This window comes from Pandoraea pulmonicola (assembly GCF_000815105.2).
GTDB classification, from domain to species: Bacteria; Pseudomonadota; Gammaproteobacteria; order Burkholderiales; family Burkholderiaceae; genus Pandoraea; species Pandoraea pulmonicola.
Genome location: NZ_CP010310.2, coordinates 2,152,445 through 2,179,215, shown reverse-complemented (window position 1 = coordinate 2,179,215; position 26,771 = coordinate 2,152,445). Strand labels below are relative to the sequence as shown.

At 65.8% G+C, this 26,771-nt stretch carries 25 protein-coding genes; 6 read left to right on the top strand and 19 right to left on the bottom strand.

From position 1 onward, the window contains the following. Nucleotides 1-3: 3 nt before the first annotated feature. Nucleotides 4-261 carry a hypothetical protein gene (locus RO07_RS25880; RefSeq protein WP_039410183.1) on the top strand — a complete coding sequence of 86 codons (258 nt, stop codon included), beginning with the start codon at nt 4-6 and terminating at the stop codon, nt 259-261. 125 nt (nt 262-386) lie between these two features. Here the strand turns inward: RO07_RS25880 and RO07_RS09550 are convergent, their stop codons facing one another. From RO07_RS09550 to RO07_RS09505, 10 genes are all read right to left on the bottom strand, one after another. Beyond that, complete coding sequence (locus RO07_RS09550) at nt 387-1,178, bottom strand: MBL fold metallo-hydrolase (protein ID WP_039410181.1); 792 nt, start codon at nt 1,176-1,178, stop codon at nt 387-389. 8 nt (nt 1,179-1,186) lie between these two features. Further along, complete coding sequence (gene bamC / locus RO07_RS09545) at nt 1,187-2,329, bottom strand: outer membrane protein assembly factor BamC (protein WP_039410178.1); 1,143 nt, start codon at nt 2,327-2,329, stop codon at nt 1,187-1,189. 48 nt (nt 2,330-2,377) lie between these two features. Then, nucleotides 2,378-3,295, bottom strand: coding sequence for a 4-hydroxy-tetrahydrodipicolinate synthase (gene dapA, locus RO07_RS09540; protein ID WP_039410176.1), 918 nt, complete (start codon nt 3,293-3,295; stop codon nt 2,378-2,380). Between the two features lie 42 nt (nt 3,296-3,337). Continuing rightward, the gene (locus RO07_RS09535; protein ID WP_052267166.1) at nt 3,338-3,946 is read right to left on the bottom strand and encodes a class I SAM-dependent methyltransferase; all 609 of its coding nucleotides are present in this window, start codon (nt 3,944-3,946) and stop codon (nt 3,338-3,340) included. Beyond that, on the bottom strand, nt 3,943-5,145 hold the full coding sequence (locus RO07_RS09530; RefSeq protein ID WP_039410173.1) for a tryptophan--tRNA ligase: 1,203 nt from the start codon (nt 5,143-5,145) through the stop codon (nt 3,943-3,945). Before RO07_RS09530 ends, RO07_RS09535 begins: the two co-directional genes overlap by 4 nt. A gap of 25 nt (nt 5,146-5,170) precedes the next feature. Further along, a complete protein-coding gene (locus tag RO07_RS09525) occupies nt 5,171-5,836 on the bottom strand; it encodes a site-2 protease family protein (RefSeq protein WP_039410170.1) in 666 nt (221 codons plus the stop codon). 73 nt (nt 5,837-5,909) lie between these two features. Then, a complete protein-coding gene (locus RO07_RS09520) occupies nt 5,910-6,536 on the bottom strand; it encodes an L-threonylcarbamoyladenylate synthase (protein ID WP_039410169.1) in 627 nt (208 codons plus the stop codon). Nucleotides 6,537-6,548: 12 nt separating this feature from the next. Next, nucleotides 6,549-7,382, bottom strand: a complete 834-nt coding sequence (locus RO07_RS09515) for a 3',5'-nucleoside bisphosphate phosphatase (RefSeq protein WP_039414903.1) — start codon at nt 7,380-7,382, stop codon at nt 6,549-6,551. 172 nt (nt 7,383-7,554) lie between these two features. Continuing rightward, nucleotides 7,555-8,454 (bottom strand): alpha/beta fold hydrolase, encoded by a 900-nt coding sequence (locus RO07_RS09510; RefSeq protein WP_039410168.1) that lies wholly within the window; start codon nt 8,452-8,454, stop codon nt 7,555-7,557. Between the two features lie 182 nt (nt 8,455-8,636). Beyond that, on the bottom strand, nt 8,637-9,578 hold the full coding sequence (locus RO07_RS09505; protein WP_084072535.1) for a ferritin-like domain-containing protein: 942 nt from the start codon (nt 9,576-9,578) through the stop codon (nt 8,637-8,639). 49 nt (nt 9,579-9,627) lie between these two features. Here RO07_RS09505 and RO07_RS09500 point away from each other — a divergent pair, with 49 nt between their 5' ends. The 3 genes from RO07_RS09500 to RO07_RS09490 all read left to right on the top strand — a co-directional run bounded on the left by RO07_RS09500 (nt 9,628) and on the right by RO07_RS09490 (nt 11,846). Then, the gene (locus RO07_RS09500) at nt 9,628-10,152 is read left to right on the top strand and encodes a gamma carbonic anhydrase family protein (RefSeq protein ID WP_039410167.1); all 525 of its coding nucleotides are present in this window, start codon (nt 9,628-9,630) and stop codon (nt 10,150-10,152) included. Between the two features lie 232 nt (nt 10,153-10,384). Next, nucleotides 10,385-11,320 (top strand): Hsp33 family molecular chaperone HslO, encoded by a 936-nt coding sequence (gene hslO, locus RO07_RS09495; protein ID WP_039410165.1) that lies wholly within the window; start codon nt 10,385-10,387, stop codon nt 11,318-11,320. A 112-nt stretch (nt 11,321-11,432) separates the two neighbouring features. Next, nucleotides 11,433-11,846 carry a hypothetical protein gene (locus RO07_RS09490; RefSeq protein WP_052267165.1) on the top strand — a complete coding sequence of 138 codons (414 nt, stop codon included), beginning with the start codon at nt 11,433-11,435 and terminating at the stop codon, nt 11,844-11,846. Nucleotides 11,847-11,986: 140 nt separating this feature from the next. Here RO07_RS09490 and ftsB read toward each other — a convergent pair whose 3' ends face one another. The 9 genes from ftsB to RO07_RS09445 form a co-directional block, all read right to left on the bottom strand. Beyond that, entirely contained in the window at nt 11,987-12,397 is a 411-nt protein-coding gene (gene ftsB / locus RO07_RS09485) for a cell division protein FtsB (protein WP_237171413.1), read from the bottom strand. A 72-nt stretch (nt 12,398-12,469) separates the two neighbouring features. Continuing rightward, complete coding sequence (gene eno, locus RO07_RS09480; protein WP_039410164.1) at nt 12,470-13,753, bottom strand: phosphopyruvate hydratase; 1,284 nt, start codon at nt 13,751-13,753, stop codon at nt 12,470-12,472. 361 nt (nt 13,754-14,114) lie between these two features. Then, nucleotides 14,115-14,969, bottom strand: a complete 855-nt coding sequence (gene kdsA, locus RO07_RS09475; protein WP_039410160.1) for a 3-deoxy-8-phosphooctulonate synthase — start codon at nt 14,967-14,969, stop codon at nt 14,115-14,117. 36 nt (nt 14,970-15,005) lie between these two features. After that, entirely contained in the window at nt 15,006-16,664 is a 1,659-nt protein-coding gene (locus RO07_RS09470) for a CTP synthase (RefSeq protein ID WP_039410158.1), read from the bottom strand. 135 nt (nt 16,665-16,799) lie between these two features. Next, entirely contained in the window at nt 16,800-17,630 is an 831-nt protein-coding gene (locus tag RO07_RS09465) for an alpha/beta fold hydrolase (RefSeq protein WP_039410157.1), read from the bottom strand. A gap of 284 nt (nt 17,631-17,914) precedes the next feature. Continuing rightward, nucleotides 17,915-20,731 (bottom strand): DNA internalization-related competence protein ComEC/Rec2, encoded by a 2,817-nt coding sequence (locus RO07_RS09460; protein ID WP_072637005.1) that lies wholly within the window; start codon nt 20,729-20,731, stop codon nt 17,915-17,917. A gap of 44 nt (nt 20,732-20,775) precedes the next feature. Beyond that, nucleotides 20,776-21,633, bottom strand: coding sequence for a TatD family hydrolase (locus RO07_RS09455; protein WP_039410155.1), 858 nt, complete (start codon nt 21,631-21,633; stop codon nt 20,776-20,778). A gap of 198 nt (nt 21,634-21,831) precedes the next feature. Continuing rightward, the gene (gene lolD, locus RO07_RS09450) at nt 21,832-22,557 is read right to left on the bottom strand and encodes a lipoprotein-releasing ABC transporter ATP-binding protein LolD (RefSeq protein ID WP_052267162.1); all 726 of its coding nucleotides are present in this window, start codon (nt 22,555-22,557) and stop codon (nt 21,832-21,834) included. Continuing rightward, nucleotides 22,550-23,803 (bottom strand): lipoprotein-releasing ABC transporter permease subunit, encoded by a 1,254-nt coding sequence (locus RO07_RS09445; RefSeq protein ID WP_039410153.1) that lies wholly within the window; start codon nt 23,801-23,803, stop codon nt 22,550-22,552. Before RO07_RS09445 ends, lolD begins: the two co-directional genes overlap by 8 nt. A gap of 173 nt (nt 23,804-23,976) precedes the next feature. Here RO07_RS09445 and RO07_RS09440 point away from each other — a divergent pair, with 173 nt between their 5' ends. Together RO07_RS09440 and recJ are read left to right on the top strand one after the other, a co-directional pair. Further along, a complete protein-coding gene (locus RO07_RS09440; RefSeq protein ID WP_052267161.1) occupies nt 23,977-25,056 on the top strand; it encodes a hypothetical protein in 1,080 nt (359 codons plus the stop codon). Further along, nucleotides 25,053-26,750, top strand: a complete 1,698-nt coding sequence (gene recJ, locus RO07_RS09435; RefSeq protein WP_039410150.1) for a single-stranded-DNA-specific exonuclease RecJ — start codon at nt 25,053-25,055, stop codon at nt 26,748-26,750. Before RO07_RS09440 ends, recJ begins: the two co-directional genes overlap by 4 nt. Nucleotides 26,751-26,771: the final 21 nt, after the last annotated feature.

Genomic DNA, 26,771 nt, shown 5'->3' with positions numbered 1-26,771 from the left:
ATCATGAAGAAGTCTCTCCTCGTCGCTTCGTTGTTGGCTATCGCCCTGACCGCCTGCGGCAAGAAGGAAGAAGCCGCCGCTCCGGCTGCTGACGCTGCCGCTTCGGCCGCTACGGCTGCTTCGGACGCCGCTTCGGCTGCTGGCGCTGCCGCTGAGTCGGCTGCTTCGGCTGTCAGCGCTGCTGCTGACACGGCCGCTTCGGCTGTTGGTGCTGCTGCCGACGCCGCTGCTTCGGCTGCTGAAGCTGCTGCCAGCAAGTAAGCTCTCGCTGCCGCAAGGCAGTTGAGCAAAAAAAGCCGGTCTCACGACCGGCTTTTTGTTGTCCCTACACTTCGCGTTCCGCCAACTCCATTCCTCGAGCGCGCAACGACGGCTCCGCCTGCGCATCAGCACGTCAGCCAGTCGAATCCCCCCGCCTGCGTCGCCACCAGAATTTCCGTCGCCTCCGTGCCGATCACAGCCGCCATGGCCGCCATCGCCAGTTCGGGCGTATTGTTCTGCTCGCTGAGGTGCGCGCAGATCACGCGCTGAAGCTTCGCACGATCGATGGCACCGAGAATCTCCGCGGCGGCGTCATTGGCCAGATGCCCGTACGTACCCCCGATACGCGCCTTGAGCGACGGCGGATACTTGCTGTTCGCCAACATCTCGCGGTCATGATTGCACTCGAGCACCAGGGCGTCGCAACCACCGAGGGTGGTGATCAGGTGTGCCGTCGGGCAACCGGCGTCCGTCAGCACGCCGAGGCGGCGCGCGCCGTCGGAGAACACGAATTGCAGGGGCTCGCGTGCATCGTGAGGCACGGTATAGGGATGTAGCTCGACGCCACCCACGGCCAACCGCTCATCGGAACGGCACCAGCGTACGAGCGCGACTTCGTCATCGCTCTTGAGCGAGGCATGGGCCTTCACGGCCTGCCCCGTTCCCCAACTCATGATGAGCGGGATCCGATATTTGCGAGTGAGGGAGAGCGCACTGCCGATGTGGTCGGCATGCTCATGCGTGATGACGATGGCGTCGAGCGACGCCACGTCGACCGAGCGCGCCGCGAGGCGTCGCTCGATCTCCCGCATCGAGAAACCGCAATCGAGGAGAATGCGTGTCGTGGAGACGCCTTCCGACACCTCCACCAGCAGGGCGTTGCCTTCACTGCCGCTGCCTAGACTTGCGAACCGCACGCCCCGCCTTAACGGAGCTGGTTGCTGATCACGCTGATGATCGTTTGCGCGATCTGCGAATTGTCGACGTTCCCCTTGTCGTCGAGCACCTGCACGCGAGTCTGGTTGTCGCCGCGACCCTGCACGTTCACGCTGTACTTCTTCGCCTTCTTGCTGTCCTGCACTTCCTTCGCATGGAACAGACTGTAGAAGAAGCCGTTGTCCTTCGACAGCGTTGCCGGATCGACATAGCTCACGAAATACAGGCCCTTCGCGCGGTCGCGATCGTCCACGGTGAAGTTGCCGCGATCGAGCGCCACACCGACACGACGCCAGGCGCGGTCGAACGGCTCGTTGATGTCCAGATAGGCCGCATCGGCCGTCTTGACGATCTGCGCCGTCGGACCGCCGGCCTTGGCGTTCTCGACTTGCGCCTTGGCCTGATCGGCCTGCGCACCGAAGCGCTGCATCAGCTTCGTGAGCATGATCGCCTCGAGACCCGGATCGTTCGGCGCCGGCTCCCACTTGGTCGTGTCCTTCTGCGAGTTCGTGAACACTTCCACCATGCGACGGTGCGTGATGTAGATGTCCGTGCCGCCATTCGGGTCGCGCTCGACACGCGTGCGGAAACGATCGCGCTCGCCCGTCGAATACAGCCCGTCGAGCACCTTGCCGAGCAGATCGCGGATGATGTCCTGATTGAGCTTGGCGCGGTTCTCGGCCCAGTCGGTTTCCATCACCCCCGTGTCGGCCGAGTCGATCGTCAGCACAAAGCCGTTCTCTTGCCAGAATTCACGCAACGTCGGCCACAGGTCGCCCGGCGTCTTTTGAATCACCAGCCAGCGCTCGTTGCCGTCGCGCACGACCTTCATGCCCGGCACGGACGGCAGCACGTTGTCCGTCGGGCTGGCTGCCACGACTTTCTGCTGGTTTTCGTAGGTCGACAGCGTAGCGGTGCCGCCTGGCGTCACGTACTTGCGGTCGGCGGCCTGAACGTTCGTCAGATCCGGCGGAACGTCGAGCGAAGGGCCGGTCTTCGAGCTCTTGTAGTCGACCTTGTCCGAGGACAAGGCGCTCGAGAGCGAGCTGCATCCGGCAACGAGGGCCAACGAGGCAATAGCGGCCCATGCCAGCACGGGACGAGCTACGGAATTACTGACGATTCGTTTCATGAGTCGCAAAAAAAGGGGTGGGTCGATCCCGGGTGCCTGAACGGCGGCTTAGACGACGGCGATGTTCGCCGACTTGAGCGCGGCCAGCACCGTTTCCTGATAGGGCTGTGCCAGCGGCGTGAGCGGCAGGCGGATGCCCGACGCGATCATGCCCATCTTTTGCAGCGCCCATTTGACAGGGATCGGATTGGCTTCGACGAACATGGCACGGTGCAGTTCGAACAGCAGGAACTGCAGTTCGCGCGCCTTGGTCACGTTGCCGGCCAGGGCAGCGGCGCACAGTTCGTGCATCGCGCGCGGCGCCACGTTGGCGGTGACCGAGATATTACCCTGACCGCCCATGAGCATGAGCGCAACAGCCGTCAGGTCGTCGCCGCTGTACACGGCGAAGCTCTTCGGGGCGCGCCGGATCAGGTCGATGCCGCGATCCAGATTGCCCGTGGCGTCCTTCACGCCGACGATGCCGGGCACCTGGGCCAGACGCAGCAGCGTGTCGTTGCTGGCGTCCGCCACGGTACGGCCGGGCACATTATAGAGGATGACCGGAAGCTCGACGGCTTCGGCAATCGCGCGGAAGTGCTGGTACTGGCCTTCCTGCGTGGGCTTGTTGTAGTACGGCACGACCTGCAGCGACGCATCGGCGCCGACCTTCTTGGCGTGCTTCGTGAGTTCGATGGCTTCCGCCGTCGAGTTGCCGCCCGTGCCAGCGATCACCGGCACCTTGCGGCCGCGCGCCTTGCCGGCTTCCGCGGCCTGCTGCACGGCAATCTCGATGAGTTCGCAATGTTCCTCGACGTTCACCGTCGGCGATTCGCCCGACGTGCCGACGATCACGATACCGTCCGTGCCTTCGTCGACATGCCAGTTGATCAGGTTGCGCAGGGCTTCGCGGTCAAGGCTGCCGTCCTCTGCCATCGGCGTGACAATCGCGACGATACTGCCTTGAATCGGAGTTTGGGTAGTCATGGTTGATCGAACAATTCAGCGATAAGGGTGGATTGTAGCGGATTACGCCGTCGGCTCGTACAGCGCGGCGGTGCCGGGGTTTTCCCCGGGGGCCGTGCGTGTCGCGCACAGACGCTGCACGCACGCCGCGCGCGGCGCAGGCAACGTGACGTCTTCGTACCCCGCCACCCGCAACCCGGCGTCGCGGGCGACGTCGAGCAATTCACCCGGCATCAGCAAAAACAGCGGATTGGACGGTTTTCCGTAGATTTCGTTTCCTCGGGCAAACGTCTCGTAGATCAGCACGCCGCCGGGCGCCACGCTCGCCGCGACGCGCGCGAGCAGCGGGCGATGCAGATAGTTCGTGACGACGACCGCGTCGAACGTCGCGTCATCCGCCAGCGGCCACGGCGCGCCTTCCAGATCGGCGACGAGCGGCTCGATGCCCTCCAGCGTTGACATCGTGGCAAGCGCTGCCGCGTCATGATCGATGGCCGTGACGTGCGCACCGCGCGCCGCGAGCCAGCGCGCGTGACGGCCCTGCCCGCATGCCAGATCGAGCACGCGGGCGCCGGTCGGGATCAGATGCGCCCACCGCAGCAGCCACGGCGACGGCGCCCCCGTGCCATGTACCTGCCCGACACCGATCACCCCCGACACGGCGTCCGTCATGAGTACTGCAACCCCATGGCCTCACGCACGTCGCGCATGATTTCCTGCGCCGACTTGCGCGCCTTCTCGCAGCCGTCGGCGACAATGGCGCGCAGCAGCGACGGGTCGTCCATGTACTTCTGCGCACGTTCGAGCATCGGCTGCTGTTCGCGAAGAATGCCTTCGATGACTGGTTGCTTGCATTCGATGCAGCCGATGCCCGCGCTACGGCACCCCTTCTGCACCCACTCGCGCGTGTCGTCGTCGCTGTACACCTGATGCAGTTGCCACACCGGGCACTTGTCCGGATCGCCCGGATCCGTACGGCGCACGCGCGCCGGATCGGTCGGCATCGTGCGCACCTTCTTCGTGATCGATTCCGCGTCTTCGCGCAGCCCGATGGTGTTGTTGTAGGACTTCGACATCTTCTGACCGTCGAGCCCCGGCATGCGCGAGGCCGGCGTGAGCAGCGCCTGCGGTTCCACCAGGATCAGCTTGCGCGAGCCTTCGAGATAGCCGAAGAGGCGCTCGCGATCTCCCATCGAGAGCGACTGCGACTCGGAGAGCATGGCGCGCGCCTGCTCCAGCGCTTCGTCGTCGCCCTGCTCCTGATATGCCGTGCGCAATTCCAGATAAAGCTTCGCACGCTTGCCGCCGAGCTTGCGCGCAGCGGCGAGCGCCTTCTCTTCAAAGCCCGCCTCGCGGCCGTACAGGTAGTTGAAGCGACGCGCGATTTCACGCGTCATTTCGACGTGCGGCACCTGATCCTCGCCGACCGGCACGTGCAGCGCGCGGTAGAGCAGGATGTCGGCCGCCATGAGCACCGGGTAGCCGAGGAAGCCGTACGTGAAAAGATCCTTCTCCTTGAGCTTTTCGATCTGCTCCTTGTACGTCGGCACGCGCTCGAGCCAGCCCAGCGGCGTGCTCATGCCGATGAGCAGCGCCAGTTCGGCATGCTCGGGCACCTTGCTCTGAATGAAGAGCGTTGCCTGATTCGGATCGATGCCGGCAGCCAGCCAGTCGATCAGCACGTCCCATACGTTCTGCTCGATGACGTCCGGTGTTTCGTAGTGCGTGGTGAGCGCGTGCCAGTCGACCACGCAGAAGTAGCACGGATACTCGGACTGGAGCTGAATCCAGTTCTTGAGCACGCCGTGATAGTGGCCGAGGTGCAGGCGACCGGTCGGTCGCATGCCGGAGAAGACGCGTTCGGGGTACATGGTCTCGTTATTGTTTGCAGGAACGTCAGGAAATCAGCGACAGCAGCGGCGTGAGCATCCACAGAATGACGTCCCGCCCCCACTGGATGAGCGGCCAGAGCCACAGGCGGCCCAGCACGCCGCTCACCACCAGCGCCATCACGATGAAGAAGCCGTACGGCTCCACTCGCGAGAGCGTGTAGGCGGCACGCGCGGGCAGCAGCGACACGAGCACGCGGCCGCCGTCGAGCGGCGGCACCGGAAACAGGTTGAACATGCACATCACAAGGTTCACCACGAGACCGGCCTGCGCCATCATCATGAAGAACGGCTCGTGCACACCCGCGAACTGCAGCCCGATGGCCAGCACCGCCCACAGGATGGCCTGCACGAAGTTGCACAGCGGGCCGGCCAGCGCCACCCAGATCGTATCGACGCGTGGATTGCGCAGGCTGCCGAAGGCCACGGGCACTGGCTTGGCATAGCCGAACAGGAATGCCCCGCTCGTCATGAAATACAACGCGAGCGGCACGAGAATCGTGCCGATCGGGTCGATGTGCTTGAGGGGATTGAGTGTCACGCGTCCCATCAGGAACGCCGTGGGGTCGCCGAAATGTTTGGCGACGTAGCCGTGCGCGGCCTCATGCAACGTAATCGCAAAGAGGACGGGGAGCGCGTAGACCGCGATGGTCTGGATGAGGTCTGCATTCATAGCCGGCTATTGTAGCAAGCGGACCCGCGCGCCAGTATTACCGCGCATTTCGACGCAGCCGGCATGCCGCGCGTCACGTGAGGCCGAACGGTGCCAGCGGACCGCGTCCGCGACGCAGGACCTCCGGCGGCGTGACCGTCAGGTCGACCACGGTCGACGGCTCCTTGGGACAAGCGCCTCCGTCGATCACGAGGTCGAGTTGTTTCTCGAGCCGCTCGCGAATCTCCTCCGGGTCATTCAAAGGCTCGGTTTCGCCCGGCAGGATCAGCGTCGTCGCCAGCAGCGGCTGCCCGAGCGCTTCGAGTAACGCCAGCGTGATGGCGTGTTCGGGCACGCGCAGGCCGATCGTCTTTCGCGACGGATGCGAGAGCCGGCGCGGCACCTCCTTCGTCGCCTCGAGAATGAACACGTACGGCCCGGGCGTGGTCGTCTTGATGAGCCGGTACTGGCGGTTGTCGACGATCGCGAATTCGGCCAGCTCCGACAGGTCGCGCACCAGCAGCGACAGCAACTGCTTCTCGTCGAGGCCGCGAATCCGGCGCAGTCGATCGACGGCGCTCTTGTCGTCGATGTGGCAGGCGATCGCGTAGCTGGAATCGGTGGGCAACGCGACGATGCCGCCGCGATCGATGATCTGGGCGGCCTGCTTGATCAAACGTGGCTGAGGGTTTTCCGGATGAATCTGGAAGAATTGCGACATAGCGTCGGAAGGTTACTGCCAGCGGCTCCAGACCGGGGTGAGATCGGCGGGCAGCGGCGGCAGCTTGCCGAGTAGCGCACGGCTCTCGGTCGGTCCATGGAAATCCGAGCCGCGCGAGGCCAGGAAACCGTACTGGCGCGCAACGTCGGCATACTCGCGATACTGCTCCGGCGTATGGCTGCCGGTGATCACTTCGATGGCTTCGCCGCCCAACTCGCGGAACCGATCGAACAGCGCGCCGAACTCCACCGGCGAAAACTTGTATCGCCCCGGGTGCGCCACGACGGCAACGCCGCCCGCACCCAGAATCCAGTCGACCGAATCCTCGAGCGTGGCCCAGTGGTGCGGCACGTAGCCCGGACGTCCCTCGGACAGATACTTCGCGAACACGTCGGAGACCGACGCGCATTTGCCGATCTCCACGAGATACCGGGCGAAGTGCGTGCGCGAAATCAGATCGGGATTGCCGACGAAGCGCAACGCCCCCTCGTACGCGCCGGGGATGCCCGCGGCCGCCAACTGCTCGCTCATCAGCTTCGCGCGCGCCGAACGTCCGCCCCGCGTTGCGCTCAGTCCGTCGACGAGCGCACGGTTCTCCGCATCGATATTCAGTCCGACGATGTGCACCGTGCGGTTCGCCCAGGTGATCGAAATCTCGACGCCGCTCACGTAACGCATGCCCAGCGCCTCGGCTGCCGCACGGGCCTCGCGTTGACCGCCGACTTCGTCGTGATCGGTGAGCGCCCACAGGTCGACGCCGGCCTCGAATGCGACCTGCGCCACTTCGGACGGCGTGAGCGTGCCGTCCGACACCCTGGAATGACAATGAAGATCCGCGTTGAGCATGATGAGCCGCCGGGGCGACGCCGCCTCGGACGACGAGTCGGGCGGGCGCGTTACCGGCAAATGACGCTGTAATGACGGCTTCATTCTACCGCTCAAGTGCACGCGACGCGAGTTGCCGGTAGGTCGGCATGCCCACACGCTCCGCGCACGCCGCAGCGACTCGCTGACCGAGTCAGTCCCGACAGAAGTCGTCGATCAGGCGCGCCACGGCTTCGGGCTGGTCGTGATGGAGCATGTGGCCGGCGTCGGCCACGAGAGCTTCCGTCAAATTCGGAAAGACCTTGAACCGCTCCCGGAAGGCGTCCGTGCCCTGCGCCCCCACGAAGTGCCGCAGGACTTCCGAATCATTGGCTTCCACATGCAATACGGGCGCGCTGACGTTACCCCATACGGCCATGGCTTCGTCGAGCCGGTACGGGTACGGATTCGCGATCTTGTGGGCGGCATCGGCCAGCAGGTGCCATTGGCCATCGCGCTCCTGTCGCGCCCAGCGCTGCGCGAGCCATGCGGCACGCTCGGGGGCGAGACGCGGATTCGTCTTGCGCAGGCGGGCCGCCACATCGCCGAGCGTGGCGTAGGGGCGCAGCGTCGGCACGCTCTGGAGGTCGTCGAGCCAGCGCCCGAGTTGCCGGATCGCCGCAGTCGGCTGCGAAGGCGGCAGGCCGAAGCCCTCCAGATTCACCAGGCGACGCACGCGCGCCGGGCGCACGCCGGCATAGAGACACGCGACATTGCCGCCCATGCTGTGCCCGATCAGGTTGATGGCTTCGCCCGGCTCCGTGTAGACGTCGAGCAGTGCTTCGAGGTCGGCGAGGTAGTCGGGAAACCAGTAGCTGCCGCTGCGGCCGTCCGCCACGGGCCAGTCGGTCAGGCCAAAGCCGCGCCAGTCGGGGGCGAGCAGATGCCAGCGCTGCGCAAGCATTTCCGCCACGAACTGGAACGAGGCGGAGACGTCCATCCAGCCGTGCAGCAGGAACAGCTTCGGCGCGCCCGGCGTCCCCCATTGCCGGACGTGGTGACGCAGGCCACGCACCGTCAGAAACTCAGATCTCGAATCGGTCGAATCGGTCATGGCACAGGCAGATAGTGAACATCTGAATAAAAAGGAACGACGAGTATATCGGCTTCAAAAAGGAGGCATCGCCCAGACGTCGAGCATCCGGGGGGCGGGCGCGCACAACCGCTCGACTGCCTCGTTCAGCACAACCGCTCGACCGCCTCGCTCGGCCAGGGCACTTCGGCCATCCCGCTCATCTACTCGCCTGCCTGAAGCGCAGCGAGCTCATCGTCGTCGAAGCCGGCCGCGCGGCGCGCCTCCAGATTGAACGGTCCGCGCAGGCGCGGTGCGTGATACCGGGTCGCCAGCCGGGCGTAGGTCTCGACCGGGTCGAGGCCGGCTCGCTCGCAACCCCAGCGGTACCAGCGGTTGCCGATAGCCACATGACCGATCTCGTCACGAAGAATGATGTCGAGAATGGCAGCCCCGGCGGCGTCGCCCGCACTGGCGAGCTTGGCGCGGATCGGCGGGCTGGCGTCGAGGCCGCGCGCTTCGAGCGTTCGCGGCACCAGCGCCAGACGAGCCAGCCAATCGCCGGCGGTGCGTCGCGCCATCTCCCATAGGCCGTCGTGCGCGGGGAAGCAGCCGTAGTGGTACTCGTCGCCTAACGTCTTCAGATGTGTCGCAAGCAGCGAGAAGTGATACGCCTCCTCGGCCGCGACCTTGAGCCAGTCGTCGTAGTAGGCAACGGGTAGCCCGTCGAAGCGCCACAGGGCGTCGAGCGCCAGATTGATCGCGTTGAACTCGATGTGCGCCAGCGCATGCAGCAGCGCCGCGCGCCCCGGCACCGACGTGACCGCACGATGTTTCAGTTCGCGCGGCGAAACCAGCCTCGGTTCGGCGGGACGCCCCGGAATGCCGGATTCGCCGTCGTCCGACGCGTCGCCGGTGACGGCTTCCCCACCGAAGCGTCTCGCCGCATCCCATACGGCGACGCCGCGACTCACGGCATCGCGCAGCGCCGTGACGCCTTCGGCCTTGGCGTACGGGTCGCACAGACGCAGCAGCGCCAGCGCCTGCTCGCGAGCGCAGCGCGCGCGATCGGTGACGACGGAGGATGACGACGGAGAGCGAGCGCGGGACACACAAGCCGCGTCGGTTGCGGCACGCTCGCCGGGCGCAGGAGTGAAATCGGCCATGACGTTACAATAGCAGTTTCGTCGATTTTAACCGCGAACAGAAGCCGCCATGCCGATCTATAAACTTGGAGACAAGACCCCGCAGATCCACGAGAGTGCTTTCGTGGCCGACACCGCAACCATCATTGGCGAGGTGATTCTTGCCGAGAACAGCAGCGTGTGGCCGGGCGTGGCGATTCGCGGCGACAACGAGCCGATCAAGGTCGGCGCGGGCACCAACGTGCAGGAAGGCGCCGTGCTGCACGCCGACCCGGGTTACCCGCTGACGCTGGCCGATGGCGTGAGCGTTGGCCATCAGGCCATGCTGCATGGCTGCACCGTGGGCGAAAACTCGCTCGTCGGCATTCAGGCCGTGCTGCTCAACGGCGCCGTGATCGGCCGCGACAGCCTGGTCGGCGCCGGTGCGCTGGTCACCGAACGCAAGACGTTCCCGGATCGCTCGCTGATCCTCGGCGTGCCCGCCAAGGTCGTGCGCGAGCTGACCGACGAGGAAGTTGCCAACCTCAAGCGCAACGCCGACACGTACGCGACGCGCCGTCAGGTGTTCAAGGAACAGCTGGTGCGCATCGGCTGATACCCGGCTGGCGGCGGCGCGTGCCGGCAGCCCGGTGCGCGACTCCGGCCGCCGTGGGTTGAAAAGTGCGGCGCGCGCCCCCAGTTAACGCACCATTGACGCGCCAAACATCGGCTCTCGTGCGAAATCGGGGCCGTTTGCGGGTTTTTGCGGTGGGTTTGCGGTATTTACAGCCCGCCCCAGCGTCCAGCGCGCATGACCCGCCGTTGCCGCACTTTTCAGGAATTCGACCGTGTCCGACCAACTTCAGAAATTCATGTTCGACGCCGCCCCGGTGCGCGGCGAGTACGTCAGCCTCGACGCCACCTGGCGCGCCGTGCTGGAGCGCCACGATTACCCGCCGGCCGTTCGCCATCTGCTCGGCGAAATGATGGCCGCCGCCGCCCTGCTCACGGCGAACGTCAAGTTCGATGGCGCCCTGGTGCTGCAGTTGCATGGCGACGGCCCCGTCAGCATGATCGTCGTCGAATGCAACGCCGACCTGACGATGCGCGCCACGGCAAAGTACGCCGGCGACATCCCGGACGACGCAACGCTCAAGGCGCTCGTCAACGTGAACGGGCACGCACACTTCGCCATCACGCTCGATCCGCGGGAGAAGCAGCCGGGCCAGCAGCCGTATCAAGGCGTGGTCCCGCTCGTGGACGAGCACGGCCCGCTGCCGGATATCGCATCGGTACTCGAACACTACATGCACCACTCGGAGCAGCTCGACACGCGCCTTTGGCTCGCCTCGGACGACACGCACGCCGTGGGCATGCTGCTGCAGAAGTTGCCCGGCCACGGCGGCACGGCTGGCACCGGCGCCGAAGTCGCGCCCGAGCAGGACGAGGACACGTGGAACCGTGTCTGCCAGTTGGGCAACACGCTCAAGCGCGAAGAAATGCTCAGCGTCGATCGTGAGACGCTGCTGCACCGCCTGTTCTGGGAAGAGACCGTGCGCGTTTTCGATCCGCAGGTCACGGCATTTCGTTGCACATGTTCGCGTGAGCGAGTCGCCAACATGCTGCGTACGCTCGGTGAAGCGGAAGTGATGAGCGTATTCGACGAGCGCCCGAACGTGGAAGTCGCGTGCGAGTTCTGCCGCCAGACGTATCACTTCGACAAAGTCGACGCCGCACAGCTCTTTACGAACCAATCGCACGCCGCGCCATCTGGCCAGCATTGAGCCGACGGCGGCACGCACGGAACGTCCGGCCCGCTCGCGGGTCGGATGTCGAATCCAACGCGCTTGCCGTTGGCGTTATCAAAAAACGTCGTCCGTTCACTGGGAGTCCCTCATGTCGCGATTCGCCCTGCTCACTCGTTTGCCGCACGTTCGGCGGCTTGCCATCGTGGCAAGTGCGTTCGCGCTGATGATCGCAAGCGGCTGCACGCAACTGCAGTTGCCGCCGCCCGATGCGCCAGCGGCTCGGCTTCCGGAAAGCGCCGGGGCGCCAGCCGCCATGACCGAGACCCAGAAACAGGACCTCACGCGCCTGAACAAGCGCATTTATGACGAGCAGGAAAGCACCATCGAACGCGAACGGGCGCAGCGCGCCATTGAAGACGCCATGCGCAGCTATGCGAACGGCGCGTACTACGGTGGCTGGGGGCCGGGTTGGTATGGCGGCCCCGGATCGTACGGGCCGGGTTGGTACAGGCCCGGCTGGTATGGCCCGCGTTCGTCGGTGGGCTTGAGTGTCGGCTTCTGAGTGCGGTGGCGCGGGAGGTCGTTGGATGGCCCCCACGTTCCCCCGCATCAACGAAAAAGGCGCTCCCTCGGGAGCGCCTTTTCGTTTTACCACCTGAGCTTCATGCCAAGCCCGTCGGGGCCCATTCGGACCGATCGCGGTCAGTGACGCTGCCCTCGCCCCTTCGTCTGTGACGGAGGATTGGCGGGCGGTGCGGCCGCCACCGACTTGTGCGCGGGTTCGGTCGACGAAACGAGCGGCGCGCTCGAACCGGAAGCCGACTGCGGACCGCCGCTGCCGTCCGGCGCGACGAACTGCACGAACACTTCGCCGTCCTTGACCATCCCCAACTCGAAACGAGCGCGTTCCTCGATCGCCGCCGTACCTTCCTGCAGATCCTGCACTTCGCCGGCAAGGCGATCGTTACGCTCCTTCAACTGCTCGTTCTTCTGCTGTTCGGCGCTCAGCTCGTCGCGCAGTTCATGCACGTACAGCCAACCGCCGTGGCCGAACCAGAGCGGATACTGGATCGCCGCAAGCAGCAACACCAGCACCAAGGTCACCATTCGCATGCTTTCGCCTGGCAAGAATTCCGGGAAGCGTCGGCCGACAGCCGTCGGGCCTGGCCTCCCGGGGAAACGGAATTAGCGCAGATTGTAGAACGTTTCCTTGCCCGGGTACGAAGCGATGTCGCCGAGATCTTCCTCGATGCGCAGCAACTGGTTGTACTTGGCGATACGGTCGCTGCGCGAGAGCGAACCGGTCTTGATCTGACCCGCGTTCGTGCCCACGGCGATGTCGGCGATCGTCGAGTCTTCCGTCTCGCCCGAGCGATGCGACACCACAGCCGTGTAACCAGCGCGCTTGGCCATTTCGATGGCGGCGAACGTCTCGGTGAGCGTACCGATCTGGTTGATCTTGATGAGGATCGAGTTGGCCACGCCCTGCTCGATGCCCTGCTTGAGGATCTTGGTGTTGGTCACGAACAGATCGTCACCGACCAGTTGCACCTTCTTGCCGAGCTTCTCGGTCAGGATCTTCCAGCCTTCCCAATCGTCTTCCGACATGCCGTCCTCGATCGAGACGATCGGGAACTTGTCGCACAGATTGGCCAGATAGTCGGCAAATTCCGCCGAGGTGAGCGACAGGCCTTCGCCGGCCAACTCGTACTTGCCATTCTTGAAGAACTCCGTCGAGGCGCAGTCCAGCGCCAGCAGCACGTCATCGCCCAGACGATAGCCGGCGTTCTCGACGGCTTGCTGGATGGTCGTGAGGCACTCTTCGTTCGACGCGAAGTTCGGTGCGAAACCGCCTTCGTCGCCCACGGCCGTGCTCATGCCCTTGTCGGCAATGAGTTTCTTCAGCGCGTGGAATATCTCGGCGCCGCAGCGCAGGGCTTCACGGAAGCTCGACTGGCCAACCGGCATCACCATGAATTCCTGGATGTCCAGGCTGTTGTTGGCGTGTGCGCCGCCGTTGACGATGTTCATCATCGGCACCGGCATCTGCATCGCGCCCGAGCCGCCGAAGTAGCGATACAGCGGCAGACCGGCCTCTTCGGCGGCGGCCTTGGCCACGGCCATCGACACCGCGAGCATGGCGTTCGCGCCGAGGCGCGACTTGTTGTCCGTACCGTCGAGCTCGATCAGGGTCTTGTCCAGGAACGCTTGCTCAGCGGCGTCCAGGCCCATGATGGCTTCCGAAATCTCGGTGTTGATGTGCTCGACGGCCTTTTGCACACCCTTGCCGAGATAACGGTCCTTGTCGCCGTCGCGCAGCTCGATCGCTTCGCGGGAACCGGTCGACGCGCCCGACGGCACTGCCGCACGGCCCATCACGCCCGACTCCAGCAGCACGTCGCACTCGACCGTCGGGTTGCCGCGCGAGTCCAGCACTTCGCGCCCGATGATATCTACGATTGCACTCATGTATTCCTCGGTATCTGAATGACAAAAACGCTAAAGGGAACCTGCTTCGCGCCGTCGTTCACTACGCGCCGCGCGCCTGGCGGGATCAGGCGCAACCGCGCGCGCCGAACCCTGGCGTGAAAACCGTTGCGGCGCATGGGCGCGCAGCGGCGGGGCAATACGTAGATGGGGGAACAACGGCGCCTCGAAATGAGGCACGGCGGCCTGTCGGACGGCTTCGATACGAGCCCACCGGCGCGGCGGCCATGTCAGGCCGCAGCGCCCCAAGCTTAACGACTCGACGCCAGGCTGCCAAGGCGTCGGGGCGCTATACCCGTCCTGTGGGCGTGCTGATAGTGGCCCCAGGACGGCGTGTCTCATTTCAGTTGAAATTATTTTCCAGAAACTCACCCTGCTTCACCGCCGCGTCAATGGTCTTGAGCGTGGTGAGCAACTCGCGCATGCGGCCGAGCGGCACGGCGTTGGGGCCGTCCGAGAGCGCGCAGGCCGGATCCGGGTGCGTTTCCATGAACAGGCCCGACACGCCTACGGCGACCGCCGCACGCGAGAGCACCGGTACGAACTCGCGCTGACCGCCCGAGCTGGTGCCCTGCCCGCCCGGCAATTGCACCGAGTGGGTCGCATCGAACACGACCGGCGCGCCGGTCTCGCGCATGATCGCCAGCGAGCGCATGTCCGAGACCAGGTTGTTGTAGCCGAACGAGACGCCGCGCTCGCAGGCCATGAACACGTCATCCGGCAACCCCGCTTCGCGCGCGGCGTCGCGCGCCTTGTCGATGACGTTGATCATGTCGTGCGGTGCCAGGAACTGCCCCTTCTTGATGTTCACCGGCTTGCCCGACTGGGCGCAGGCGCGGATGAAATCGGTCTGACGGCACAGGAAGGCCGGCGTCTGCAGCACGTCGACGATCGGCGCGGCCACTGCCACATCCTCTTCGCTGTGCACATCGGTGAGCACCGGCACGCCGAGTTGACGACGCACTTCCTCAAGGATTTTCAGACCGGCGTCGCGGCCCGGGCCGCGATACGACTTGCCCGAACTGCGGTTCGCCTTGTCGAACGACGACTTGTAAATGAACGGAATGCCAAGCGCGCCCGTGATTTCCTTGAGCTGGCCCGCGACGTCGATGGTCATTTGCTCCGACTCGACGACGCAGGTACCCGCGATCAGGAAAAACGGCTTGTCCAGGCCAACCTCGAAACCGCACAGTTTCATGGGAACTCCTTGTTTCTCACCCTGGCGGGTTCGGTCTCAGGCCGCCTTCTTGCGCGCTTGCTGACCCGCCAGCGCCGCCTCGACATAGGCCTTGAACAACGGGTGGCCGTCGCGCGGCGTCGAGGTGAATTCGGGGTGGAACTGAACGCCCACGAACCACGGGTGCACCTGCTGCGGCAGTTCCATCATTTCCGGCAGGTTCTCGGTCGGCGTACGCGCCGAGATCACCAGGCCAGCGGCCTCGAGCTGCGGCACGTAGTGGTTGTTGACTTCGTAACGGTGACGGTGACGTTCGTTGACCGTGTCGCCGTAGATGCGCGAAGCGAGCGTCTCGCCCTTGACCGGCACGCGCTGCGAACCCAGGCGCATGGTGCCGCCAAGGTCCGAGTCTTCGGTGCGCTGCTCGATCTTGCCGTCGCGATCCTGCCATTCGGTGATGAGCGCCACGACCGGATGCGGCGTGGACGGCTCGAACTCCGTGCTGTTGGCATTGGCCAGCTTGGCGACATCGCGCGCGAATTCGATCACCGCGAGTTGCATGCCGAGGCAGATGCCGAGGTACGGCACGCGGTTCTCGCGAGCGTAGCGGATCGCCTTGATCTTGCCTTCGGTACCGCGACGACCGAAGCCGCCCGGCACAAGAATGGCGTCCAGATGCTTGAGGGCATCGGTGCCGTCCTTCTCGATCTGTTCGGAATCGATGTACTCGATGTTCACGCGCGTCTCAGTATGGATCGCGGCGTGACGCAGCGCTTCGATGAGCGATTTGTACGACTCGGTCAGATCGACATACTTGCCGACCATGCCGATGGTGACGTCATGCTTGGGATTCTCGACGGCATGCACCAGACGCGTCCACATGGACAGGTCGGCCGGCTTGGCTTCGATCTTCAGCTCGTCGCAGATGATCTTGTCCATGCCCTGATCGTGGAGCATCTGCGGAATCTTGTAGATCGTGTCGACGTCCCACACCGAGATCACGGCGTCTTGCGGGACGTTCGCGAACAGCGAAATCTTGGCGCACTCGTCTTCCGGAATCCGACGATCGGCACGGCACAGCAGCACGTTCGGCGAGATACCGATTTCGCGCAGCTTCTGCACGCTGTGCTGCGTCGGCTTGGTCTTGAGCTCGCCGGCCGTGGCAATGTACGGCACGAGCGTGAGGTGCACGAAGGCCACGCTGTTGCGACCCAGACGCAGATTCATCTGACGCGCGGCTTCGAGGAACGGCAGCGATTCGATATCGCCGACCGTACCGCCGATTTCGACGATGGCCACGTCGGGATGGCCGTCCCACGTCGAACGCGCACCGCGCTCGACGAAGGCCTGGATTTCATTGGTGATGTGCGGGATGACCTGGACGGTCTTGCCGAGATATTCGCCACGGCGTTCCTTGCGGATCACCGATTCGTAGATCTGGCCGGTCGTGAAGTTGTTCGCACGACGCATCTTCGCGCTGATGAAGCGCTCGTAGTGGCCCAGATCGAGGTCGGTTTCCGCCCCATCCTCGGTCACGAACACCTCGCCGTGCTGGAACGGGCTCATCGTGCCCGGGTCGACGTTGATGTAGGGATCAAGCTTGAGGAGGGTGACTTTGAGGCCACGCGATTCGAGAATCGCGGCCAGAGACGCGGCAGCAATTCCCTTACCAAGAGAGGAAACCACGCCGCCCGTGACAAAAACGAATTTGGTCATCGCAGTAATTGCTCGCGGGAAAGCCGGATTATACCCGAAAGCCGTCCCGCCCTCGACGTGCAGCGCGGCAAATTTTGGCCTTGACACCGGTCGGTGACGCCGCCCCACGGCGGCTGGCGCACGCGGCCGAGGGAATCAGGCGGCGAGTGGGTGACGACCGGCCCCGCGCAATTGCGCCAGCATGTCGCGCACGGCCTGCGCCGTCTCCAGCGGACGCTCCATCGGAAAAAGGTGGGTGCCCTGCACGAAGCGCAGATGTGAACCGACGATGCGTCGCGTGGCCCCCATCCCGGCCTGGCGCAACTCGCGCGACTCGGTGCCCGCAAGAAAACCCACCGGCACCGCCACGCCGCGCATGGCCCGCACGGCGAGCCGCGGCGGCAGCGTCAGATAGATGCGGTATTCGATTTCGCGCGCGAACGACAGGCGACGGGCCTCGCCCTGCCCCGTCGGCACCGTGCCGCAGTCGATGTAGTCGCGCAGCACGTCCGGATCCCAGCGCGCGAAGGCGGGCTTGCTGGCGAAATGCTGCCACGCGGCCTCCCACCCGGGCCAATGATCGCGGCGCTTCTTCGTCACACCCGCCGGCGACATCCGCTCGTACAGTCCCGTCATCAGCCCAAGCCGCAACATCTTCGTGCGCCAGCCGGGTGTCACGATGGGAGAGTCGATCATCACCACGCCGCGCACGCATTGCGGAGCCTTGATCGCCGCCATGAGACTCAGGAAGCCGCCGAGTGAATGCCCCACGAGCCAGACCGGCTCGCCGTGATATTGGCGTTCGAGCGTGTCGACGAGTTCGTTGCGCAGGTAACGCCAGCCCGGCGTGACCGGGTAGCGCGGGTCGTGGCCGATACGATCGATGGCCCGCACGTCGTACTCGTCGGCCAGCGCGCCGAGCATCTTGCGATAGACGCCGGCCGGAAAACCGTTGCCGTGCGAGAAATGAATGATGTCTCTTGTCATGGAATTCGTTGTCGTGGCGAGCCTGATGCTTGCCGTGCACTCGCCGGCGGGTTTCACCCCACCTAACGGGGCGACGGCGGATCGCATCGCGGGAAGCTCGCCGAGCCATTCTAGCGAACCCCTACGCGAGTGCCGGTAGAGGTTTCCGTCGAATCGCCACGGCCGGCGGACGCCTTGCCGGCGTGACGTACCGTCCGTTTGCTCCCTTGCTCCCTTGCCTCCCAGTTGCACTGCCGCATTGTCGTTTTGCTGTCCCGCCACCTTACCGTCTTAAGTCGCGCGGCTCATCGCGCCGCTTGCGTCTGCGCATGCCAATATCGACGATGCGCCTCGCGGTAGGCCTGCGCCTCGATCCCGTCCGCAGTGATGGAAAACCGTACGCCCCCATGCGCCACGCTCTGCCAGATGCGCGCCCCCGCCTCGCGATAACGTGCGACGACCCGTGGCCTCGGGTGCCCGAAGCGATTGCGGTAGCCGGTTTGAAACACGACATGCCGCGGCGAGACGGCGGCAACAAAGGCCGGCGTCGACGACGTCAGGCTGCCGTGATGCGGCGCAAGCAGGACATCTGCGCGCAACTGTGGGCCGAAGCGGGCCAGCATCGCGCGTTCCTGCGCCGCTTCGGCGTCGGCCGCCAGCAACGCACTGTGCCGCCCGCTCGTAATTCGCAGGACGCAACTGACGCTGTTCGGCCCCGTACGCCCGGCCCAGCCATCGCGCAGCGTGGCGGGATCGGGATGCAGAAAACGGAACGTCACGCCGTCCCATGTCCATTGCTGGCCGACAAGGCATGTGCGATGCGCCGCGGCAGCCCGCCTCACGTGATGGCCGGGCGGCAGCGACGACATCACATGCGCCGCCGGATACGCTCGCAACACGCTGCGCGCCCCACCGAAGTGATCGTCGTGCGCGTGACTGACGACGAGGCGATCGAGCTGCTTCACGCCGTGGGCGCGCAGATACGGAACGATGAGGCGACGCCCGGCGTCGCCGCGGCGCCCCAGCGGCGGCCCCGCGTCGAAGAGCAAGGTGCGCGTGGCGGTCTCCACCAGCACGGCGTTGCCTTGACCAATGTCGAGCATCGTCAGGCGGAACGCGCCCGTCGCGGGACGTGGCACCGACGCGAACAATGCGGGCCCCACCATCGCGAACCCCGCGATTCGAATACCGACGCGACATGCCCGCGCCGATCCGGCCCACGCCGGCAACGGCGCGAGGCATACGACGACGCCGACCACAGCAAGCAGTTGCGCCCACGGCGGCGCAATCGCAGCACGCCACACGGCCCATGGCAACGCCGCCAGCAACCCAAGCCAGTCGGCGAGCCAGATCACGACCGTATGCGCGAAGGCCAACGACCAGTGGGCGAGCACCGCGGGCAGCAACAGGCTGGCGAGCGCGAGCGGCGTGACGATCAACGTCATGACCGGAATGGCGACGGCGTTGGCCAGCGGGCCGAGCAAGGGCACCGTGCCGAACCACGCCAGCGATAGCGGCACCATGCCGATCGTGACGACGTACTGCGCGCGGGCGGCCTGCCCGACTCGCGGCAGAAGCGTTTGCGCGATCCGATGCGGTAGCGTTGCCAGCGTCACGATATGCGCCCACAGGCCGGGCTGGGCAATGGCCTCCGGCGCCTCCCGACAATCGGCGGCATCGCGCGAGCCGATCTCCCGACGCGCGCACGACGTCCGCCCCCGCCGCGCCCCCAGCACCAACGCCGCCACCGCTCCGAACGAGAGCCACAGTCCCGGCGTCACGACAGCCCACGGATCGAGCGCAACCACGACAGCCAGCGCCCATGCGAGCACGTACGACGGCGCCGCCATTCGGCCCTGGATCAGCGCGAAAACGACAATCGCGACCATCCCGACGGCGCGTCGCACCGGCACGCCCCAGCCCGCCACCGCGCCATAGGCGATTGCCGCCAGCAACCCCGCGACGGCAGCGGCCTTCGGTGCGGGCCACCAAAGCGGCAAACTGAAGCGCCGGCTGCATGTGCGACGCCAAAGCACACCGACCATCGCGCCGAACACCCCTGCCACGAGCGATACATGCAGCCCCGAGATCGCCAGCAAATGGCTTACCCCGGTGTCGGCAAACACTTGCCAATCGTCGTCCGCGATGTCACCTCGCTCGCCCAACGCCAGCGCCATCAGTACACCGCCATAGCGAGCCGACGGTCCCAGTGCGGTGCGAAAATCGTCCCGCAATCGCTCTCGCCATGCCGCGAATCGATAACCGGGCACCGGCCCGGCCTGCAGACGACGCGCAGCACTCGCTTGCGCTGCACGCGATTCCGGTGGCGAACGTGACACACGCGACGTACGGTAAGCGGCCCGGACATAGCCAGTGGCGCCCACGCCTTTGACGACCGCCATCAACTCGGCATCCGTACCGCCCCAGTTCGCAAAGCCCCGCGGGACTTTGAGCCGCACCGGCAAGCGCCAACGCTCGCCCGCACGCGGTGAAGCGGCCTCGTCCGCCATGCCCGACCGCTCTGCACTGTCTGCCTTCTCGGCCTCCTCGGCCCTCCCCCCTCTCTCGAACCTCGATCGCGCAGCCCACACGAGTTCGATCCGAGTCGGCACAGGCACTGACTCACAGGGCGCCGCGGCGCGTGCCCCGTGCTCGCCCGTCGCCACAGGGGATCTCACGGAGGCTCCCGAAGCGATTCGCGCCGATACACATCCCGCGCGCGCTGCATACGCACGTTCGACGTCGAAGGCGAATCGCACGCCTTCGCCGGTGGATACGGGCAATCCGGCAACGACACCGACCACCACCACATCGCGTCCCTCCCACACGGCGGGCAAACGGTCACTCATGCGCACGTCCGCTCGAAACGCCGCCCACGCATAGCCGAATAGCCCGGCACAGGCCGCCAGTATCGCCACCGCAACGACACGCCATCTGCGCGAGGAGACCGACGCAGCATCGCGCGCGGCACGGATCGCGCCCCACGCCGCAACCATCCCAACCACGCCACAAACCCCTCCGGCAACCCCCAGCGCGACACCGAGCCACAGGCCGGACGGAAGCGCCGCCGCCTGTTGCAGCCACCAGACGCCTGCGACCCAGGCGAGCAGCACGGCTCTCATGACGTCACCTCGTCATGGCTTGCCATTCGCGCGACGCCGGAGCGTCAGCGCGCCGGCGTGTCGGATTTCGGGGAAAGGAGAGAGGCGGACGACGCCGGCCCGTCGCCGGGCTTCATGGCCATCGCGCCCGACAATCGAGGCAGCACGCGCCACGCATTGGCACACGTCGCCTGCGAGAGCGCTTCGGCCGAGATACCTCGCAATTCGGCAAGCACGCGCGCGATGCGCGGCAATTCGGCTGGGCTGTTGCGCTGCTTGTAGCGCCATTCCGGGCCGATATCGGGTGCGTCGGTTTCAACCACCAGCGTGTCGATCGGCATATCCACCGCAAGACGCCGGATCTGCAGCGCCCGGTCGAACGTCATCTGTCCGCCGAACCCGAGACAGAAGCCGCGCTCGACGAACATGTCCGCCTGCTGACGGCTGCCGTTGAACGCGTGCGCAATGCCGCCGCGCGGCGCGAAGATGCGCAATTGCTTGAGCAAGGCGTCCTGCGAGCGACGAACATGCAGGATCACCGGCAAGTCAAAGTCACGCGCGATCTTCAGTTGCTCGATATAGAAGAACAACTGGCGCTCGGGGTCCAGCGTCTTCACGAAGAAGTCCAACCCGATCTCGCCGATGCCGACAAAGCGAGGATCGCCCATCGCCACTTCGACCGCGCGACGCAGTGTTGCGACGTCCTCACCGCGGGCCCGCGGTGTATAGAGCGGATGAATCCCGAGCGCGTACGCGCCGCCGGGAAAAGCGCAGGCAGCCGCGCGTGCGGCGTCGAACGTCGCGCATTCGACGGCGGGCACGACCAGCCCCGCCACGCCGCCCTCCACGGCATCGGCAATCACGCTCGCGCGGTCAGCGTCGAACTCGGGTGCGTCGAGATGGCAATGGGTATCGATCCACATGTCTGATGTCCTTGAGCGTCAATTCTACGGGGCGATGACAAGGCTCGCACGTTGCCGTTGCGCGGGCCATCGGACAACGCCGCGTCATGGACTAGGACGTTGCCGAAACGTGTGTCGCGTCGCCAACGAAAAACGCCGGGGATCTCCCGGCGTTTTCCACGTCGCGCGAAGCCGCGCAGAGACGGCACGGCCCCGCACTCATGCAGGTTCCAGTTTCCCTTCGCGCAAACGCAACGCGCGATCGCAGCGGCGCGCCAGATCGATGTCGTGCGTCACGATCACGAAGCTCGTGCGCAGCGTTTCGGACAATTCCAGCATGAGTTCGAAAACCGTCTCGGCGGTATGTCCGTCAAGGTTGCCCGTCGGCTCGTCGGCCAGCACGCATGCCGGCTGCGTGACCAGCGCCCGCGCCATCGCCACGCGTTGGCGCTCGCCGCCCGAGAGCTCGGCCGGACGATGCTTCACACGCGACGCAAGGCCCACGCGCTCGAGCATCGCCAACGCCGCCGCGCGCGTCTGCTCGGTCGGCAAGCGACGAATGCGCAGCGGCATCGCCACATTGTCGAGCGCCGAGAACTCCGGCAGCAGATGGTGGAACTGATAGACGAAGCCGAGCGACTGGTTGCGTTGCGCCGTCTTCTCACGCTCCTTCAACGAGGAGAACGGCTTGCCGAGCAGCGACACTTCGCCGCGCGACGGATCGTCGAGCCCACCCAGCACGTGCAGCAGCGTGCTTTTGCCGGAGCCGGAGGCGCCCACGATCGCCACTTTCTCGCCCGGCGCCACGTCGAGGCTTGCGCCGCTGAGCACGGTCACGTTGAGCTGGCCCTGACGGAACGTCTTGTGCAGGTCGCGAGCGCGCAGCACCGGTCCGTCGTAGGCGAGGTTGGACACAGGGGTCAGGGTCTTGTTGGCTTCACTCATAGCGCAGCGCCTCCGCCGGTTTAACGCGCGAGGCACGCCAGCTCGGATAGATCGTCGCCAGTGCCGAGAGGATGAAGGAAATCACCCCGATGCGAATCACGTCCGACGATTGCAGGTCCGAAGGCAATTCGGAAATGAAATAGATGTCCTGCGGCAGGAAATGGATGCCCAGCAAGCGTTCGATGAACGGCACGATAGTGCCGATGTTGACCGAAATCAGGCACCCGAGCCCCACGCCGAGCAATGCCCCGGCGAAGCCGATCGTCACGCCCTGCACGATGAATATCTTCATGATCGAGCCAGGTTGCGCGCCGAGCGTCCGCAAAATGGCGATGTCCGCATACTTGTCGGTCACCGTCATCACGAGCGAGGACACCAGGTTGAACGCCGCCACCGCGATGATCAGCGTCAGGATGATGAACATCATGCGCTTTTCGGTCTGCACGGCCACGAACCAGTTCTTGTTCTGCTGCGTCCAGTCGCGCACCCACATATTGCCGGAGAGCGTCCTGGCGAGCTCTCGCGCGACGAGCGGCGCCTGCTCCATGTCCTGGATCTTCAGACGCACGCCCGTCGGCCCGCTCAGACGGAAGAGCGTCTCGGCGTCGTGCAGGTCGATGAGCGCGAGCGAGCTGTCGTATTCGTAATGGCCCGCGGTGAAGATCGCCACCACGGTGAACTGCTTGACCCGTGGCAGCACGCCCGCCGGCGTGATGGTGCCTTGCGGCGCCACGAGCGTGATCTTGTCGCCGATAGTCACGCCGAGCGCGCGCGCCAGTTCGCGCCCGAGCACGATGCCGAAACTGCCCGGCGTGAGATTCGCGAGCGTGCCTTCGGTGATCTGCTTGCCCAGGTCGGAAACCTTCGCCTCTTCGCTGGGCACGATGCCGCGCAGTACGACGCCGCGGACATTGTCGTCGCGCGTGAGCATGGCCTGCTCACCCACATAGGGCGCAGCGGCAATGACGTTCTTGTTCTGCAGCGCTTCGGCCGCCGTGCGCTGCCAGTCGGGCAGATTGCCGTCCACCGCGAAGACTTCGATGTGCGCCAGCACGGAGAGCATGCGGTCGCGCACTTCCTTCTGGAAACCGTTCATCACCGAGAGCACCACGATGAGCGCCGCCACGCCCAGCGCAATGCCGGCCATGGAAATGAACGAGATGAAGGAAATGAAACCGTTGCCGGAGGATCGCTTGCCGGTGCGCGTGTAGCGCCAGCCGATCTGCCATTCGTATGGGAATTTCAAACGGATTCCTGATTCTTGATAAGGATCGATCGGAGCGTGCCGGGCCGGTCCGCGCCGGCGGTCTCAGCCCGGACGGGGACGAAGCCGCCGCGGCCGAGGCACGGTACGTTCCGTACCTGACGTCAGGGTCACCCAACTGCCAGCGCGAAGTTTGCCATACAATTCGCCTCGACATGGATACACCTGCCCTGCACTTTCTTCTGCCGTTCGCGCTTCCCGCGTCGGCCCACTTGCCCGCACTGCTGGCCGGTTTGGAGTTGCCCGCGCTCGAAAAGTTGCTCGCTCGCGGCGTCCCGTCGGCGCAGGACGTGCCGGAAGACCCTTTCGTTCCCACGCTGCCCCATGAACGCTGGCTCGCCGACGCTTTCGGCCTGCCCGGCGGCCCCGCACGCGCGCCGCTCGCCCCGTTCATGCTGCTCGAGGACAGCGGCACGCTCGACACCCGCGTCTGGTACTGCGCGCAGCCGGCGCACATCCACATCGCCACCGACCATCTGGTGCTCACGGATCCGGCCGAGCTGGCACTGAGCAGCGAGGAATCGGCCGCGCTCTTCGCCACCGCCCACGCGCTTTTCGCGGAAGAAGGCGGCGAGCTGATCGCGCCGCGCGCCGACCGCTGGTATCTGAGCGCGCCGGTGCTGGGCGATCTCCTCACGGCATCGCCCGCCCGCGCCGCCGGCCGCAACGTCGACATCTGGCTGCCGCAAGGCACGGCTGAGCTGACGTGGCGCAAATGGCAGAACGAAGTGCAGATGGCCTGGTACGACCATCCCGCCAATCAGGCGCGCGAGACGCGACGTCTGCCGCCGGTCAACGCCATCTGGCTGTATGGGGGAGGCCAGCGCATCGCGGCACCTCGCCTGAACCGCCCCTGCGTGACGATATTGGCGGACGCCCCCGCCACGCGCGGCCTGGCGACCCATCTGCAAATCGCCCTGCATCCGACCGGCGCCGGGCTCGACGCCGCCAACGGCCGCACGCTCGTGCAGCTCGACGGCCTGACGCCGCACTTCCTCATGGAGGACTGGGCCCGCTGGCGCGACACCCTCGTCGAAATCGACCGCCAATGGCTCGCGCCGGCGCTCGACGGCGTTGCCAAGGGCCGCACGCGCGAAATCGCCCTCACGCTGTGCGGCGACAGCCACAGCGTGACAATCCGCGTGCGCGGCGGCGACCTGCGCAAGTTCTGGCGCCGTCAGCCGCTCGCCGCACGCATGACGCCGCTCGCCCGGCTCGGTGAGGAGGCGGCATGACCGACATCGTCACGCGTCACGTCGACGACGCCACGGCCGCCGCCCTCTCGCGCAATGGCATCCACCCCGTGCTCGCGCGCCTGTTCGCTTCGCGCGGCGTGGCCGCCAGCGAGGAAACCGAAACCGCGCTCGCCCGGTTGATCCCGCCCACGCAACTCAAAGGTGCGCGGGAAGCCGCCGCCTTTCTCGCCGACGCGATTGCCGCCGACAAGCGCATGCTGGTCGTGGCCGACTACGACTGCGACGGGGCAACGGCCTGCGCCGTGGCCGTTCGCGGTCTGCGCATGTTCGGCGCAAAGATCGACTACCTGGTACCGAATCGCTTCGAGTATGGCTACGGGCTGACGCCGGAGATCGTTGCGCTCGCCGCGCGCGGCAAACAAGGCCCGCCCGATGTGCTGATTACGGTCGACAACGGCATCGCCAGCCTCGACGGCGTCGCCGCCGCACAGACGCTCGGCATCGAAGTCGTCGTGACCGATCACCACCTGCCGGGCAGCGAGTTGCCGAACGCGCGCTGCATCGTCAATCCGAACCAGCCCGGCTGCGAATTCCCGAGCAAGAACCTCGCCGGCGTGGGCGTCATGTTCTACGTACTGCTCGCGTTGCGTGCCGAACTGCGCCAACGCGGGGCGTTCGACGCGCGCGAACAGCCGCGGCTGGACACCTTGCTCGATCTGGTGGCGCTCGGCACCGTGGCCGACGTCGTGAAGCTCGATGCCAACAATCGCATTCTGGTGGCGCAAGGACTCTCGCGCATGCGCGCCGGACGGATGCATCCGGGCATCAACGCGCTCTTTCGCGCGGCGGCGCGCAACGCCCGGCAGGCCGGCAGTTTCGATCTGGGATTCGGACTCGGCCCGCGGTTGAATGCGGCCGGACGCCTCGCCGACATGTCGCTCGGCATCGAATGCCTGCTCACGGACGACGACGCGCGCGCCTGGACGCTCGCGCAGGAGCTCGACGCCATGAACCGCGAGCGTCGCGAAATCGAAGCGGGCATGCAGCAGGAAGCGCTCGCCGATCTCGCCCGCTTCGATCCGCGCGCCGCGACAACGCTGTGCGCCTTCAACGAGACCTGGCACCAGGGCGTGATCGGCATCGTGGCGGCGCGTCTCAAAGAAAAGTTCTACCGGCCGACCATCGTGTTCGCGCCAGGGGACGACGGTCAGATCAAGGGGTCCGGACGTTCGATTCCGGGCTTCCACATGCGCGACGCACTCGATCTCGTCACCAAGCGCGAGCCGGGGCTGATCGCCAAGTTCGGCGGCCACGCCATGGCCGCCGGTCTCACGATCGCGGCCGATGCGCTGCCGCGCTTCCAGGCAGTGTTCGAGGCGGTCGGGCAGGAATGGCTCGACGAGAAGGCGCTCTCGCGCGTGATCGAGACCGATGGCGACATCGGCGACGACTGCTTCGTGCCGCCTTTCGTCGCGCTGCTCGACGCGCAGGTGTGGGGGCAGGGCTTCCCGCCGCCCGTGTTCTCGGGCGAGTTCGACGTGCTCTCGCAAGCGATCCTGAAAGACAAGCATCTCAAGCTGCAGCTCGGACGCGGACGCATGCGTTTCAACGCCATCTGGTTCAACCATGCCGACACGCTGCCCAGCCGGGCGCGGTTTGCCTACCGGCTGGCCGCCGACACGTTCAACGGTGTGTCGCGCGTGCAGATGATCGTGGAACATGCGCAGGGCTGACGCCCTCGGGCAACGGGGCAG

Bases quoted from the DNA above. Each gene is read 5' to 3' on its own strand.
- RO07_RS25880 (WP_039410183.1), top strand. From the start codon at position 4: ATGAAGAAGTCTCTCCTCGTCGCTTCGTTGTTGGCTATCGCCCTGACC.
- bamC (WP_039410178.1), bottom strand. From the start codon at position 2,329: ATGAAACGAATCGTCAGTAATTCCGTAGCTCGTCCCGTGCTGGCATGG.
- dapA (WP_039410176.1), bottom strand. From the start codon at position 3,295: ATGACTACCCAAACTCCGATTCAAGGCAGTATCGTCGCGATTGTCACG.
- RO07_RS09535 (WP_052267166.1), bottom strand. From the start codon at position 3,946: ATGACGGACGCCGTGTCGGGGGTGATCGGTGTCGGGCAGGTACATGGC.
- RO07_RS09530 (WP_039410173.1), bottom strand. From the start codon at position 5,145: ATGTACCCCGAACGCGTCTTCTCCGGCATGCGACCGACCGGTCGCCTG.
- RO07_RS09525 (WP_039410170.1), bottom strand. From the start codon at position 5,836: ATGAATGCAGACCTCATCCAGACCATCGCGGTCTACGCGCTCCCCGTC.
- RO07_RS09520 (WP_039410169.1), bottom strand. From the start codon at position 6,536: ATGTCGCAATTCTTCCAGATTCATCCGGAAAACCCTCAGCCACGTTTG.
- RO07_RS09515 (WP_039414903.1), bottom strand. From the start codon at position 7,382: ATGCTCAACGCGGATCTTCATTGTCATTCCAGGGTGTCGGACGGCACG.
- RO07_RS09510 (WP_039410168.1), bottom strand. From the start codon at position 8,454: ATGACCGATTCGACCGATTCGAGATCTGAGTTTCTGACGGTGCGTGGC.
- RO07_RS09505 (WP_084072535.1), bottom strand. From the start codon at position 9,578: ATGGCCGATTTCACTCCTGCGCCCGGCGAGCGTGCCGCAACCGACGCG.
- RO07_RS09500 (WP_039410167.1), top strand. From the start codon at position 9,628: ATGCCGATCTATAAACTTGGAGACAAGACCCCGCAGATCCACGAGAGT.
- RO07_RS09490 (WP_052267165.1), top strand. From the start codon at position 11,433: ATGTCGCGATTCGCCCTGCTCACTCGTTTGCCGCACGTTCGGCGGCTT.
- ftsB (WP_237171413.1), bottom strand. From the start codon at position 12,397: ATGCGAATGGTGACCTTGGTGCTGGTGTTGCTGCTTGCGGCGATCCAG.
- eno (WP_039410164.1), bottom strand. From the start codon at position 13,753: ATGAGTGCAATCGTAGATATCATCGGGCGCGAAGTGCTGGACTCGCGC.
- kdsA (WP_039410160.1), bottom strand. From the start codon at position 14,969: ATGAAACTGTGCGGTTTCGAGGTTGGCCTGGACAAGCCGTTTTTCCTG.
- RO07_RS09470 (WP_039410158.1), bottom strand. From the start codon at position 16,664: ATGACCAAATTCGTTTTTGTCACGGGCGGCGTGGTTTCCTCTCTTGGT.
- RO07_RS09465 (WP_039410157.1), bottom strand. From the start codon at position 17,630: ATGACAAGAGACATCATTCATTTCTCGCACGGCAACGGTTTTCCGGCC.
- RO07_RS09460 (WP_072637005.1), bottom strand. From the start codon at position 20,731: ATGAGAGCCGTGCTGCTCGCCTGGGTCGCAGGCGTCTGGTGGCTGCAA.
- RO07_RS09455 (WP_039410155.1), bottom strand. From the start codon at position 21,633: ATGTGGATCGATACCCATTGCCATCTCGACGCACCCGAGTTCGACGCT.
- lolD (WP_052267162.1), bottom strand. From the start codon at position 22,557: ATGAGTGAAGCCAACAAGACCCTGACCCCTGTGTCCAACCTCGCCTAC.
- RO07_RS09440 (WP_052267161.1), top strand. From the start codon at position 23,977: ATGGATACACCTGCCCTGCACTTTCTTCTGCCGTTCGCGCTTCCCGCG.
- recJ (WP_039410150.1), top strand. From the start codon at position 25,053: ATGACCGACATCGTCACGCGTCACGTCGACGACGCCACGGCCGCCGCC.